This window comes from Campylobacter armoricus (assembly GCF_013372105.1).
GTDB classification, from domain to species: domain Bacteria; phylum Campylobacterota; class Campylobacteria; order Campylobacterales; family Campylobacteraceae; genus Campylobacter_D; species Campylobacter_D armoricus.
Map to the genome: position 1 here is coordinate 422,467 of NZ_CP053825.1, position 14,251 is coordinate 436,717.

Sequence of the window (14,251 nt, forward strand, 5' to 3'; positions counted from 1 at the left end):
ATTTTTGTAAAGAAAATTTAAATTATTCTTTATCTTTATATAAATAAGGATAAGCAATTAATAAAAATGCAAAAGTATGTTCTTAAAAGAGCCTGTGGATAATCTTTTTAATATTTCTGCTATTCCTTGGATAGCTTTTGAAAATTTTTCTTTATATTTGCAAAAAAAGAGCAATGTTTCTTTCCTATTATCACAAGTGGAAAGATTATAAAAGAAAATAAAAAATTTCTCATTCCTTTTAGTATTAATGTTAATCATGCCACCAATGATGCTTATCACATTTATGTTTTTAGAAAAACTCCAAGAAAACCTTAATAGTTTATAATTTTATAAGTAAAATTTAGATATCATCCAAAGTTTATTATTTTATTAATGAAAGGAATTACTGTGCCAACCATAAATCAATTGGTTAGAAAAGAGCGCAAAAAAGTTTTAGAAAAATCTAAATCACCAGCGCTTAAAAATTGCCCACAAAGAAGGGGAGTTTGTACTAGGGTTTATACAACAACTCCTAAAAAACCAAACTCAGCGTTAAGAAAAGTTGCCAAAGTAAGACTTACAAGTGGCTTTGAAGTTATTAGTTATATCGGTGGTGAAGGTCACAACCTACAAGAACACAGCATTGTTTTAGTGCGTGGTGGTAGGGTAAAAGACTTACCAGGTGTTAAGTATCACATTGTTCGTGGTGCTTTAGATACAGCAGGTGTTGCAAAAAGAACTGTTTCTCGTTCTAAATATGGTGCAAAACGCCCTAAAGCAGCAGCTAAGTAATAAAATTGCAGACAAATCCGTTAGATTTGATTTTGTTTGAGTAAAATTATAAATTTGAAGGAAAATTATGAGAAGAAGAAAAGCTCCGGTAAGAGAAGTCTTGCCAGATCCGATTTATGGAAACAAAGTAATCACAAAATTCATTAATTCTTTAATGTATGATGGTAAAAAAAGCACAGCTACTACTATTATGTATGGTGCTTTAGAAGCTATTGATAAAAAAGGTGGAGAGAAGAAAGGTATAGAAATTTTTAATGATGCTATTGAAAATATCAAGCCTTTGTTAGAAGTTAAATCTCGCCGTGTTGGTGGAGCTACTTATCAAGTTCCGGTTGAAGTTCGTCCTGCTAGACAACAAGCTTTAGCTATAAGATGGATTATTTCTTTTGCTAGAAAAAGAAGCGAAAGAACTATGATAGAAAAATTAGCAGCTGAATTATTAGATGCAGCTAATAGCAAAGGTGCTTCATTCAAGAAAAAAGAAGATACTTATAAAATGGCAGAAGCTAATAAAGCATTTGCTCATTATCGTTGGTAAGAAGGAGCGTAGGATATGTCAAGAAGTACTCCTTTAAAAAGAGTTAGAAATATAGGTATTGCAGCTCATATTGACGCAGGTAAGACAACTACAAGTGAAAGAATTCTTTTCTTTACAGGTATGAGTCATAAAATTGGTGAAGTGCATGATGGTGCAGCTACGATGGACTGGATGGAGCAAGAAAAAGAAAGAGGTATTACAATTACTTCTGCTGCTACAACTTGTTTTTGGAAAAATCACCAAATTAACCTTATAGACACTCCAGGCCACGTTGATTTTACAATCGAAGTTGAAAGATCAATGCGTGTTTTAGATGGTGCAGTTTCTGTTTTTTGTTCTGTAGGTGGAGTTCAGCCACAATCTGAAACGGTTTGGAGACAAGCTAATAAATATGGTGTTCCAAGAATCGTTTTCGTAAATAAAATGGATAGAATTGGTGCAAATTTCTTTAATGTTGAAGAGCAAATCAAAAATCGCTTAAAAGGTAATCCAGTTCCACTTCAAATTCCAATTGGTGCTGAAGATAATTTCAAAGGTGTGATTGATCTTATTACAATGAAAGCTTTGGCATGGGAAGATGAAAATAAACCGACTGATTATGTAGAAAAAGAAATTCCAGCTGAATTAATGGAAAAAGCTGAAGAATATCGCACTAAAATGATAGAAGCAGTATCTGAAACATCTGATGAGTTAATGGAAAAATATTTAGGCGGAGAAGAACTCACTCAAGATGAAATCAGAGCAGGAATTAAAGCTGGATGTTTAAGTCTTTCTATGGTTCCTATGCTTTGTGGAACCGCATTTAAAAATAAAGGTATACAACCTTTACTTGATGCTGTTGTTGCATATTTGCCAGCTCCTGATGAAGTAGCTAATATCAAAGGTGAATACGAAGATGGGACTGAAGTTTCTGTAAAATCAACTGATGATGGCGAATTTGCAGGACTTGCATTTAAAATTATGACTGACCCATTTGTTGGACAACTTACTTTTGTTCGTGTGTATAGAGGAAGCTTAGAAAGTGGTTCTTATGCATATAATTCAACAAAAGATAAAAAAGAAAGAATTGGTCGTCTTTTGAAAATGCACTCTAATAAAAGAGAAGAAATTAAAACTTTATATGCTGGAGAAATTGGAGCGGTTGTGGGTCTTAAAGATACATTGACCGGTGATACTTTAGCAAGCGAAAAAGATAAAGTTATTTTAGAAAGAATGGATTTTCCAGATCCTGTTATCTCTGTTGCGGTTGAACCTAAAACAAAGGCTGATCAAGAGAAAATGTCTATAGCTTTAAATAAATTAGCACAAGAGGATCCAAGCTTTAGAGTTTCAACTGATGAAGAAAGTGGACAGACTATTATTTCAGGTATGGGTGAGCTTCACTTAGAAATCATTGTTGATCGTATGCTTAGAGAATTTAAAGTAGAAGCTGAAGTAGGTCAACCTCAAGTTGCTTATCGTGAAACTATTAGAAAAACTGTTGAGCAAGAATATAAATATGCTAAGCAATCAGGTGGTCGCGGTCAATACGGACATGTATTTTTACGCCTTGAGCCTATGGAGCCAGGTAGTGGTTATGAATTTGTAAATGACATTAAAGGTGGTGTTATTCCAAAAGAATATATTCCTGCTGTTGATAAAGGTGTGCAAGAAGCATTACAAAATGGTGTTTTAGCAGGATATCCTGTTGAAGATGTTAAAGTAACTGTTTATGATGGAAGTTACCATGAAGTAGATTCATCCGAAATGGCATTTAAACTTGCAGCTTCTATGGGCTTTAAAGAAGGTGCAAGAAAAGCAGGTGCTGTAATACTTGAACCTATGATGAAAGTCGAAGTTGAAACTCCTGAAGAATATATGGGCGATGTAATAGGTGATTTAAATAAGCGCCGTGGTCAAGTAAATTCTATGGATGAAAGAGGTGGTAATAAAATCATCACAGCATTTTGTCCATTAGCTGAAATGTTTGGATATTCTACTGATCTTAGAAGTCAAACTCAAGGTCGTGCTACTTATTCTATGGAATTTGATCATTATGATGAAGTTCCTAAAAATGTTTCTGAAGAAATTATCAAAAAAAGAAATGGGTAATTTTTTATCAAGATGAGAAATAACTCATCTTGATTTATAACTTCTATCAACACACTTCTCTTACTCCTTAAAATAATTTATTAATAATTAATTTAATAAATAATACAATCTTGCATCTGAAATTTTTTACAATAGGATGGTAAATTATGAATTCAAGAAGAGATTTCTTAAAAAAAGCTTTTCTACTAAGCTCTTTAGTATATTGTGCGCAGTTTGGTTTTGCTAGAACAGAAGGTAAGAAAAGTGCAATTGTTTATTATAGTAGAACTTTAAATACACATATTTTAGCTAAATATTTACAAAATATTACAAAATCAGATTTAATAAGTCTGCAAACTATAAATTCTTATCCTAGTGATTTTGACACAATGTCTAAAATCGCAAAAGATGAAAGGAATAGAAATTTTAAACCAAAATTGGTTAATATTAATTTTGAACCTAATAATTATGATATGATATTTATAGGAACTCCTGTTTGGGCTGGTGGTATTTCCTCTCCTTTAAGAACTTTTTTAAGTATGTATAATTTTGATTCTAAAATTATTATTCCATTTTGCACACAAGTAAAAGATGGTATTGAAGGATGTGTAAAAGATATACAAGGTCTAATACCTAATTCAAAAATTTTAGAAGGAATTGATATAAAAGCTGCCTTTGAAAAAGAAGATCAAAATTTAAAAAGTAAAAATGAAAAATATATAAATAACAATACAAATTATCTTACTTCAGCTGATAAACAAAAAATAGATTTATGGCTTAAGAAATACAAGAATTAATCCCTGTTTTTTTAACAGGATTTATTCTTGCATTTGAATTTTTTTTACAACTTTCATGCGATCTATACTATTTCCATCCATTTTTTTAACTTCATAGTGGCAAAATTCATCTTCAATTCTATCTCCAACAACTGGTAAGCGTCCTAAAAGATTGAATACATATCCACCTATAGTAACTTGATCTAATTCTTCATCATAACGAATATTTAGAAGTTCTTCTACCTCACTAATCTCATATCTTCCTTGGAATTCATAGATATTTTCAGCAAGTTTTTTAAAATGCGGTCTAGAATCATCGTGTTCATCGTTAATATCACCAACAATTTCTTCCATAATATCTTCCATAGTTAAAAGTCCAGCTGTTCCACCATACTCATCTACCACCAATGCAGTATGGACTTGTTCTTTATTCATCATAAAAAGAACTTTAGAAATACTAATGTTTTCTGGAACTAATATCATTTTGATTAAAAAATCATCTAATTTTTTTTTATTTTTACTAAGCTCGTTTTGCATAATATCTCTAATATGAACCATACCTAAAATAACATCTTTAGAACCATCGATATATGGAAAGCGTGTGTGTTTGTATTGACACACAATTTGCATATTTTCTTCATAGCTTTTTTGCTTGTTAAGACAAATCATATCTTTTCTAGGTGTCATAATTTCTTTTGCAACTGTATCTGAAAAATCAACAGCATTGCGAATGATTTCAGTTTCAAATTCATCTAATACTCCACCTTTTTGGCTTTCACTTGCAATAAATTTGATTTCTTCTTCAGAATGACTTAATTCATGTTCTTTAGCTGGTTTTATACCTATAATTTTTAAGGAAAATGCTGCTAAAAAATCAAATGTTTTAATAAATGGTAAGAAAAGTAACCAAAATAAATGTAATGGTCTTGCAACCCATAAAACAGCTTTATCTGCAATAGCTATAGCAACACTTTTTGGAACCAATTCACCTAAAACAACATGTAACAATGTAATAATAGCAAAAGCTATAACAAATGCTATGGTGTGAATTAATGCAGGTTTTAGTCCTAGATTAGCTAAAGGAATTTCTAATATTTTAGCAATAGCAGGTTCGCCTATCCATCCAAGCGCTAGAGAGCTTAGAGTAATACCCAATTGGCATGCACTCAAGTAAGTATCAAGTTTAGAAGTCACCTCTAAAGCTTTTTTTGCATTAGGTTTTTTTTCTTTTATCATTTCTTCAAGTTTTGATCTTCGCACCTTAACGATACTAAATTCAGATAAAACAAAAAACCCATTTAATAATACTAAAGCCAATGCAATAAGAATCATAAAAGTAGAATAACCCATATCAATAGAGGCAACAGCAGGTAATGTTTGGTTTAAGTCTAAAATTTGACTGGGGTCCAAAAAAACTCCTTTAATAAAATTTTTGCAAAATTATATCAAAATTAAGCTATAAAAATTGCTTAAAAAATGTATTTATTTAGTTTTTCTATAATCTATATTTTTTTCAAATTCATCTAAGCGCTTATAAATACTACGCAATTGTGTAATAGTTGTCCAATTTGTAATAAAAATACTAAACGAAGATCTAACCTGATCAAAAGCATTCCCAACTTGTATGATAATTCCAAGTTGTATAAGTCCTAAAAATAAACTTGGAGCCATAATCAAAAAAGGCACTATAACCATAATTTGTTCAAATAAATAAAGCCATATATTAAAATATCCATAGTGCAAAAACAATCTTTTATAGTTAATTTTAAGTCCGGTAAATAAACTTAAAATACTTTCATCATTTGCGTAATTTTTTCTATCATCTTCAGCAAAAACAAGTTCTTTTCTAAAGGCAGCTTCGGCCTTTTGATTATTATATTCAAGCCCTGGTAGTTTTATACCAACAAACCATGATATAACAAGACCCCCTAAAGAAACCAGAAAAGCTATCCATACCAAAGAACCTTTGATATCTTTTAAAATAGGCAAATTTACATGCTCACTAAGCATCCATAATATTGGTATAAAAGCAATTAAAGTCATCAAAGCTTTTACAAAAGCAAGTCCTAAACTTTCAATAATTTTTGAAAAATTATAAATATCTTCTTGAATTCTTTGTGAGCTACCCTCTATATTATCATCTTTTTTTTGCCAAAATTTAATATAATCAAATGTCATAGCTTCACGCCATTTAAATGCATAAATGCTTCCAAAATATTGCGTGATGGTAGCGATTAATACATAAGGCAGTGCTAAATATAAAAATTGCTTTATAAAGTGATAAAAATCATTTATATTATGATTTTTAGCATCTTGTAACACATCATAAAATTCTTTATACCATTCATTAATTGCAACATTAATTGAAGTTTGTGCTAACAAAGAACTTAATAAAAAAAATAAACCCAAATAAGCCCATAAAATCCATTTTTTAGAGTAAAAGAAAGATTTAAACATTTTAAATCTCTTTTAACATTTTTTCATAGTGTTTTATTGTATGTTTTTTTGCTTTAAAAATTACACTAAAAATCACAATAAAACAACTTGCAGCTAAAAATCCAGGAATGATTTCATAAATTGCAATAAAATTTGAACCAAAATGTTTATAAAATATAACGGTTAAAGCTCCGCTAATCATTCCAGCTATAGCACCTTCTTTACTCATATTTTTATAAAATAATGAAAATAAAACAACACTTCCAAAACTTGCTCCAAATCCTGCCCAAGCATAGGAAACTATACTTAAAATTTGACTTTGAGTGTCAAGAGATAGTAAAAAAGCCACTAGTGCCACCATTAATACAGCTAAGCGTGATAATAAAGTTATTTTTTTATCATCTGTTTTTCTTTTTAAAATTTGCGTATAAAAATCTTGTGCTAAACTAGAAGCACACACTAACAATTGAGAACTTGCAGTACTCATAATAGCAGCTAGTATAGCAGATAATAAAATTCCAGCTATCCAAGGATTAAAAAGTACTTGAGACATTACGATAAATATTCTTTCAGGATCATTTAAAGTAAGATTAAATTTAGCAACATAAGCAATACCTAAAAATCCTATCATAGCAGCACCAAATAAAGAAACTACCATCCAAGTTATACCTATAAAAGTTGCAGTAGGAATTTCTTTTACATTTTTTATAGAAATAAAACGAATTAAAATATGAGGTTGACCAAAATATCCAAGTCCCCAAGCTAATGTAGATATTACCACTATCCAACCTCCGCCATCTAAACCAAAAGCTTGAGGTTTTATATTATTTATAGTTGAAAAAGCTTCCCCAAATCCACCTAATTCAAAAATCATTACAAAAGGAATGATTATAAGTGAACTCATCATTAAAAGCCCTTGTATCATATCAGTCCAGCATACTGCTTTATATCCACCTAAAAAAGTATATAAAACAATGACTAAAAATCCAATACTTAATGCAAGAGTATATGATAAATTAAATACACTTTCAAAAAGTTTTGCACCACTTACTAATCCTGCACTAATATAAATTGTAAAGAATATTAAAATAACTATTGCACATATGCTTCTTAAAATATGTTTATCATCGTGAAAACGAGTTTCAAAAAAATCAGGTATTGTGATACATTCTTTGGCTATCTGAGAAAAAATTTTAAGTCTTTTTGCTATAAAAGTCCAGTTTAAAAACATACCAAAGGTTAAACCTATAGCTATATAAATTTGACCAAGTCCAGCTGCATACAAAGCACCAGGAAAAGCCATCAAAAGCCAACTACTCATATCTGAAGCCCCTGCACTCAAAGCAGATACTACTGGTCCCATAGAAGCATTGCCTAAAAAGTAATCTTTGCTATTTTGATTTTTTTTATAAAAATAAAAGCCTATAAAAAGCATTAAAAATGCATAGGCAATAAAAGTGATAACAATAGGATATGAAAGTTCTACACTTTGTAAGTTCATAAGTGTCCTTAAATTAAAAAATTATCATTTTACTTTTTTTATTTTAAAAAAACATTATAAAAAGTATTTTTAGTTTTTATTTAAAGCTTTATAAAGTTTTTTTGTTATAATTTTTGAAAAATTAAGGAATGATAAATGAAAAATCTTTTAATAATAGGTGCTGGCGGAGTAAGTCGCGTTGCAAGTGTAAAATGTGCTATGAATGCTGATGTATTTAGTAAAATAACTTTAGCAAGTAGAACAAAAAGTAAATGCGATGAAATAGCTAAATTTATAAAAGATCGTTTAGGGGTAGAAATTCAAACCGCACAAATTGATGCTGATGACACTGATGCGGTTGTTGAGCTTATAAAACAAACAGGTGCTCAAATTTTATTAAATGTGGCTTTACCTTATCAAGATTTAAGTTTGATGGATGCTTGTATAAAAGCAAAAATTCATTATGTAGATACAGCAAATTACGAACATCCTGATTTAGCAAAATTTGAATACAAAGAACAATGGGCAAGAAATGAAAAATTTAAAGAAGCTGGAATTTTAGGGCTTTTAGGAAGTGGTTTTGATCCTGGTGTAACTAATGTATTTTGTGCTTATGCACAACAAAATTTATTTGATGAAATTCATTATATAGATATATTAGATTGCAATGCGGGAGATCATGGTTATGCTTTTGCTACAAATTTTAACCCTGAAATAAATTTAAGAGAAGTATCAGCAAAAGGGCGTTATTGGGAAAATGGAAAATGGATAGAAACTGATCCTATGCAAATAAAAATGGAGTGGGATTATCCTGAAGTTGGTGTAAAAGATAGTTATTTGCTTTATCATGAAGAATTAGAAAGTTTAGTAAAAAATATAAAAGGTTTAAAAAGAATAAGATTTTTCATGACTTTTGGACAAAGTTATTTAACACATATGAAATGTTTAGAAAATGTAGGAATGTTAGGTATTAAACCTATAATGCATAAAGGCGTAGAGATAATTCCTATAGAATTTTTAAAGACTTTATTGCCTGATCCTGCTAGTTTAGGCCCTAGAACAAAAGGATATACAAATATAGGATGTGTTATAAGAGGTATTAAAGATGGCAAAGATAAACAAATTTATATATACAATGTTTGCAATCATGAAGAATGTTTTAAAGAAACGGGTGCTCAAGCTGTAAGTTATACCACTGGAGTTCCTGCAATGATAGGAACAAAACTAATAGCTAAAGGTATTTGGAAAGGACAAGGCGTGTTTAATATGGAAGAATTTGATGCCAAAGCTTTTATGGATGAGCTAAATTCTCAAGGACTTCCATGGAAAATAATAGAAATGGAACCAAATTTAGGAAAGTAAAATAAAGTCTAAAAAGTGTTCAAAAATTTAGAAAGTATAGATTGGGAACCTTTTTTGGTTTCCATTAAATTATCTTTTATCACATGTGTGATTTTATTTTTATTTTGTATTTTTCTTGCTTGGCTTTTTGCTTTTAAAAATTTTAAATTTAAAAATTTTTTAGAAACACTTATATCTTTACCTTTGGTTTTGCCACCATCTGTAATAGGTTTTTATTTATTAATTTTATTTTCAAAATATTCCATCTTAGGGGAATTTTTGGAGAAAAATTTTAATATTTCTTTGGTTTTTACTTTTGAAGGTTTGGTAATGGCAAGTTGTATTTATTCTTTGCCTTTTATGTTTAATCCTTTATATTCAGCTATGTTAGCTCTTCCAAAAAATATTACAGAAGCTAGTTATTCTTTGGGAAAAAGTACTTTGGAAACTCTTTTTAAAGTGATTTTACCAAGCATAAAACCAGCTATAATGAGTGCTTTGGTTATCACTTTTGCTCATACTATGGGTGAGTTTGGCATAGTATTAATGATAGGAGGTTCATTAAGTGGTGAAACCAAAGTAGCAAGTGTAGCTATTTATGAAAGTATGGAAAATTTAGATTTTACAACCGCACATATATATAGTTTGATTTTATTAATTTTTAGTTGTATGGTTTTATTTTGTGTAAATTTTTTTAAAAATAAATAACAAATGTTAATTTTGTTGTAAAAGAAGATAAAAATCGAATAATATTATCATTAAATACAAATTGTATAATAATTACAAATATTTTATTTAAATTTTTCTATTTCTTCTAAAATTTCATTTTCAATATTTAATAATTCCTCGTATGTTTTTTTATGACATTCTAAAAGACTATTATATTTAAAACCAAGCATTACTATGCGGTATAAATTTGGTTTATATTTTCTCCAATTGTATAAAGTACTAACATCAATATCTAATTCATATGCCATATCTCGCTTTGTTTTCTTCAAGCTTATATCCTTAAATTATAAAAAATAAATTGTATAAAGTTTTTTCTTTATTAAAAACAATTGAAATATTCAATAAAAAATAAAAAAATAATTGAAATATTAAATATATATTAAGTTATGTTGTGAAATAATTCAAAATCAAATTAAAAAATTAAAATAAAAAGGATTAAAATAACAGGTTTGGATTTATATTATTCAATAGAAAATAAGCTTCCAAGAAAATATCATTGGCTTACAAATTGGTATATAAAATTTGAAAAACCTAAAATTTCTAATGAAGAATTAAAACTGAAGTTTGAAAAACTAAACAATGAACAATTAAACGAAGTTGCGTTTAAATTATCAAATACAAAAATTATAAATCCAACAAATGTTTTTTGGCTTTATAATTTTATATTTGGTGCATTAGGGATTGTTAGATTTGCTATAGGGCATTTTAAATTTGGTTTATTTGGACTTATATTTACAATAATGGCTATCATTGTTTCATTTTTCTTAAATATGAATCCTTATGATCCTTTAATAGGTTTATTGTATATATTCTTTTATTATGGAGGTCAAGGATTATGGGTAGCTGATTTGTTTATGGTTGGAGTAAGTCTTAGAAATCAAAATATAGAAAAAATTAATAACATTCTTGATGAAACTTTATCAAAGGATAGCGTGTGAATACTGAAAATGTAAAGCCTTTTATAGAAAGCGAAAAATATCCTTTTGAGGTTATTTTTAAAGATGATTTGTTTGAAGTAGTTATTGGAGAAGCATCAACAAATAAAAATGAAATTTCAATATGTATTAAAACATTAACCAAGAATTTTGCTTATAATAAAAATTCTTGTTATTTTATTTTTCCATCCCATTTCGGAATTGAATTTTTAAAAATTTTTATCGGTGAAAGTAGTGAGTATAATCATAAAATTTTAAATACTATAGAACAAATAAGGAATTTCAATGAAAATTATAAAAATATTAATTAGCATAATGTCTGTTTTTTCTTTAGTGTTTGTTATGATACAACGCCAAAATGCGATGATAAAGTTACATTAGAGCTTTTAGAAGGGTTAGCTAAAGAAGAATTTGAAAATACTTATATAGAAAGCTTAAATCTTGCAAGAGTTGAACTTTTTGGGGTGAATGCAAGTGAGTTATTGGAAAAATATAAAGAATATCTAAAAAATGTCAAAATAGAATTTACAAATTTTAGAACTCAAGAAGAAAATTCTAAATATAAATACAAACATTGTCAAGTAGATATTAAAGCAAATTTTCCAAATACACCTGATGAATTAAAACCACCTTCTAATTTAGTAAAAAATCTATTAGGACAAGAATTAAAAGACAAATTAAAACTATTGTTAATGGAGATGGTATAGTGGAATTAAATTTATACTATAGAGTGCAACTTAGTGATGATAATAAACATATTAATGTTGAATTATTAGATTATTGATTAATAATAATATATGTATATATTATAAGGATTAATAAAACCTATCAATCCTTATCAATCCTTATCAATCCTTATCAATCCTTATCAATCCTTATCAATCCTTATTTTGCTTTATCAATTATCAACCATAACTTTTACGCTACAATACTTACAATGAAATATATACTATTTTATTTATCTTTATTTATTTATATCTTAGTGAGAATACAAGAAATAAATCCAAAAATTTTCCTAATTTTATTAATAAAACTTTAAGCTTATATTGATATAATTTCATTTCCTTTTTTAAAAAAAGGTAAGTAAAAATTAAGATATTTCAATCTCTAATTTTTAAATTGTTCTTTAAATTATTAATATTGTTAATCAAATCTTATAGTCAATCTTTGAAATCTAAATAAGTGATCGATTGAGCCAGAGATTTACTTTAAATAATGTAAATCTATCAATTAAATAATTAAAGATTATTTTTATTAATCTTTAAAATACTTTTTCTTTGAAGAAAAAGATTAAACTATCTATATTTTTATGGAGAGTTTGATCCTGGCTCAGAGTGAACGCTGGCGGCGTGCCTAATACATGCAAGTCGAACGATGAAGCAACTAGCTTGCTAGTTGTGGATTAGTGGCGCACGGGTGAGTAAGGTATAGTTAATCTGCCCTACACAAGAGGACAACAGTTGGAAACGACTGCTAATACTCTATACTCCTGCTTAACACAAGTTGAGTAGGGAAAGTTTTTCGGTGTAGGATGAGACTATATAGTATCAGCTAGTTGGTGAGGTAATGGCTCACCAAGGCTATGACGCTTAACTGGTCTGAGAGGATGATCAGTCACACTGGAACTGAGACACGGTCCAGACTCCTACGGGAGGCAGCAGTAGGGAATATTGCGCAATGGGGGAAACCCTGACGCAGCAACGCCGCGTGGAGGATGACACTTTTCGGAGCGTAAACTCCTTTTCTTAGGGAAGAATTCTGACGGTACCTAAGGAATAAGCACCGGCTAACTCCGTGCCAGCAGCCGCGGTAATACGGAGGGTGCAAGCGTTACTCGGAATCACTGGGCGTAAAGGGCGCGTAGGCGGATTATCAAGTCTCTTGTGAAATCTAATGGCTTAACCATTAAACTGCTTGGGAAACTGGTAATCTAGAGTGAGGGAGAGGCAGATGGAATTGGTGGTGTAGGGGTAAAATCCGTAGATATCACCAAGAATACCCATTGCGAAGGCGATCTGCTGGAACTTAACTGACGCTAAGGCGCGAAAGCGTGGGGAGCAAACAGGATTAGATACCCTGGTAGTCCACGCCCTAAACGATGTATGCTAGTTGTTGGGGTGCTAGTCATCTCAGTAATGCAGCTAACGCATTAAGCATACCGCCTGGGGAGTACGGTCGCAAGATTAAAACTCAAAGGAATAGACGGGGACCCGCACAAGCGGTGGAGCATGTGGTTTAATTCGAAGATACGCGAAGAACCTTACCTGGGCTTGATATCCTAAGAACCTTATAGAGATATGAGGGTGCTAGCTTGCTAGAACTTAGAGACAGGTGCTGCACGGCTGTCGTCAGCTCGTGTCGTGAGATGTTGGGTTAAGTCCCGCAACGAGCGCAACCCACGTATTTAGTTGCTAACACTTCGGGTGAGCACTCTAAATAGACTGCCTTCGTAAGGAGGAGGAAGGTGTGGACGACGTCAAGTCATCATGGCCCTTATGCCCAGGGCGACACACGTGCTACAATGGCATATACAATGAGACGCAATACCGCGAGGTGGAGCAAATCTATAAAATATGTCCCAGTTCGGATTGTTCTCTGCAACTCGAGAGCATGAAGCCGGAATCGCTAGTAATCGTAGATCAGCCATGCTACGGTGAATACGTTCCCGGGTCTTGTACTCACCGCCCGTCACACCATGGGAGTTGATTTCACTCGAAGTGGAAATACTAAACTGGTTATCCCCCACAGTGGAATCAGCGACTGGGGTGAAGTCGTAACAAGGTAACCGTAGGAGAACCTGCGGTTGGATCACCTCCTTTCTAGAGTACAAAGTAATAAGTCTCACAACTATTACTTCAATATATAAACTCAATTGATTCTTGTTTAGATTTCAAAGATTGATGAAAAGCTAATTTTGGGGAATTAGCTCAGCTGGGAGAGCGCCTGCTTTGCACGCAGGAGGTCAGCGGTTCGATCCCGCTATTCTCCACCATTTATTAAGGGCCTATAGCTCAGCTGGTTAGAGTGCACCCCTGATAAGGGTGAGGTCACAAGTTCAAGTCTTGTTAGGCCCACCATAAAAAAGATTTGTTTATCGATCTTAAATTAAAGTTTTAAAACTTAAAGTAAGTATATAAATACAACATAAAATATAATACTTCTTATATTTTTAAAT

14 protein-coding genes, 2 tRNA genes and 1 rRNA gene are annotated in these 14,251 nt (G+C 30.7%); 13 read left to right on the forward strand and 4 right to left on the reverse strand.

Translation table 11 applies throughout. From position 1 onward, the window contains the following. The first annotated feature begins 153 nt into the window (after positions 1 to 153). The 5 genes from CARM_RS08575 (at position 154) to CARM_RS02215 (ending at position 4,176) form a co-directional block, all read left to right on the forward strand. Positions 154 to 315 carry a CatA-like O-acetyltransferase gene (locus CARM_RS08575; protein WP_139427118.1) on the forward strand — a complete coding sequence of 54 codons (162 nt, stop codon included), beginning with the start codon at positions 154 to 156 and terminating at the stop codon, positions 313 to 315. A gap of 72 nt (positions 316 to 387) precedes the next feature. Next, on the forward strand, positions 388 to 771 hold the full coding sequence (gene rpsL / locus CARM_RS02200; protein ID WP_012661187.1) for a 30S ribosomal protein S12: 384 nt from the start codon (positions 388 to 390) through the stop codon (positions 769 to 771). A gap of 67 nt (positions 772 to 838) precedes the next feature. Next, the gene (rpsG, locus tag CARM_RS02205) at positions 839 to 1,309 is read left to right on the forward strand and encodes a 30S ribosomal protein S7 (RefSeq protein WP_012661188.1); all 471 of its coding nucleotides are present in this window, start codon (positions 839 to 841) and stop codon (positions 1,307 to 1,309) included. Positions 1,310 to 1,324: 15 nt separating this feature from the next. Continuing rightward, positions 1,325 to 3,400, forward strand: a complete 2,076-nt coding sequence (gene fusA, locus CARM_RS02210; RefSeq protein WP_139427098.1) for an elongation factor G — start codon at positions 1,325 to 1,327, stop codon at positions 3,398 to 3,400. A 146-nt stretch (positions 3,401 to 3,546) separates the two neighbouring features. After that, entirely contained in the window at positions 3,547 to 4,176 is a 630-nt protein-coding gene (locus CARM_RS02215; protein WP_139427096.1) for a flavodoxin, read from the forward strand. Positions 4,177 to 4,197: 21 nt separating this feature from the next. Here CARM_RS02215 and CARM_RS02220 read toward each other — a convergent pair whose 3' ends face one another. From CARM_RS02220 to putP, 3 genes are all read right to left on the reverse strand, one after another. After that, complete coding sequence (locus tag CARM_RS02220; RefSeq protein ID WP_139427094.1) at positions 4,198 to 5,565, reverse strand: hemolysin family protein; 1,368 nt, start codon at positions 5,563 to 5,565, stop codon at positions 4,198 to 4,200. 72 nt (positions 5,566 to 5,637) lie between these two features. After that, the gene (locus CARM_RS02225) at positions 5,638 to 6,612 is read right to left on the reverse strand and encodes a putative transporter (RefSeq protein ID WP_139427092.1); all 975 of its coding nucleotides are present in this window, start codon (positions 6,610 to 6,612) and stop codon (positions 5,638 to 5,640) included. Between the two features lies 1 nt (position 6,613). Then, positions 6,614 to 8,092 carry a sodium/proline symporter PutP gene (gene putP, locus CARM_RS02230; protein WP_139427090.1) on the reverse strand — a complete coding sequence of 493 codons (1,479 nt, stop codon included), beginning with the start codon at positions 8,090 to 8,092 and terminating at the stop codon, positions 6,614 to 6,616. Positions 8,093 to 8,227: 135 nt separating this feature from the next. On the opposite strand from putP, the gene CARM_RS02235 reads away from it, so the two are divergent. Both CARM_RS02235 and modB read left to right on the forward strand, forming a co-directional pair. Then, entirely contained in the window at positions 8,228 to 9,433 is a 1,206-nt protein-coding gene (locus tag CARM_RS02235) for a saccharopine dehydrogenase family protein (RefSeq protein ID WP_139427088.1), read from the forward strand. 15 nt (positions 9,434 to 9,448) lie between these two features. Beyond that, positions 9,449 to 10,120, forward strand: coding sequence for a molybdate ABC transporter permease subunit (gene modB / locus CARM_RS02240; RefSeq protein WP_139427085.1), 672 nt, complete (start codon positions 9,449 to 9,451; stop codon positions 10,118 to 10,120). Between the two features lie 83 nt (positions 10,121 to 10,203). On the opposite strand, the gene CARM_RS02245 is transcribed toward modB, so the two are convergent. Continuing rightward, a complete protein-coding gene (locus CARM_RS02245) occupies positions 10,204 to 10,389 on the reverse strand; it encodes a hypothetical protein (protein WP_039667697.1) in 186 nt (61 codons plus the stop codon). Between the two features lie 201 nt (positions 10,390 to 10,590). On the opposite strand from CARM_RS02245, the gene CARM_RS02250 reads away from it, so the two are divergent. The 6 genes from CARM_RS02250 to CARM_RS02275 all read left to right on the forward strand — a co-directional run bounded on the left by CARM_RS02250 (position 10,591) and on the right by CARM_RS02275 (position 14,153). Beyond that, complete coding sequence (locus tag CARM_RS02250; RefSeq protein WP_139427083.1) at positions 10,591 to 11,079, forward strand: hypothetical protein; 489 nt, start codon at positions 10,591 to 10,593, stop codon at positions 11,077 to 11,079. Further along, positions 11,076 to 11,387, forward strand: coding sequence for a hypothetical protein (locus CARM_RS02255; protein WP_139427081.1), 312 nt, complete (start codon positions 11,076 to 11,078; stop codon positions 11,385 to 11,387). The genes CARM_RS02250 and CARM_RS02255 overlap by 4 nt, the downstream gene beginning before the upstream one ends. A gap of 171 nt (positions 11,388 to 11,558) precedes the next feature. Further along, positions 11,559 to 11,783 carry a hypothetical protein gene (locus tag CARM_RS02260; RefSeq protein ID WP_139493277.1) on the forward strand — a complete coding sequence of 75 codons (225 nt, stop codon included), beginning with the start codon at positions 11,559 to 11,561 and terminating at the stop codon, positions 11,781 to 11,783. A gap of 599 nt (positions 11,784 to 12,382) precedes the next feature. Continuing rightward, positions 12,383 to 13,895: ribosomal RNA gene (locus CARM_RS02265) — 16S ribosomal RNA — on the forward strand. Between the two features lie 97 nt (positions 13,896 to 13,992). After that, a tRNA-Ala gene (locus CARM_RS02270) sits at positions 13,993 to 14,068 on the forward strand. A gap of 8 nt (positions 14,069 to 14,076) precedes the next feature. Beyond that, positions 14,077 to 14,153, forward strand: a tRNA-Ile gene (locus tag CARM_RS02275). The last annotated feature ends 98 nt before the right edge of the window (positions 14,154 to 14,251 follow it).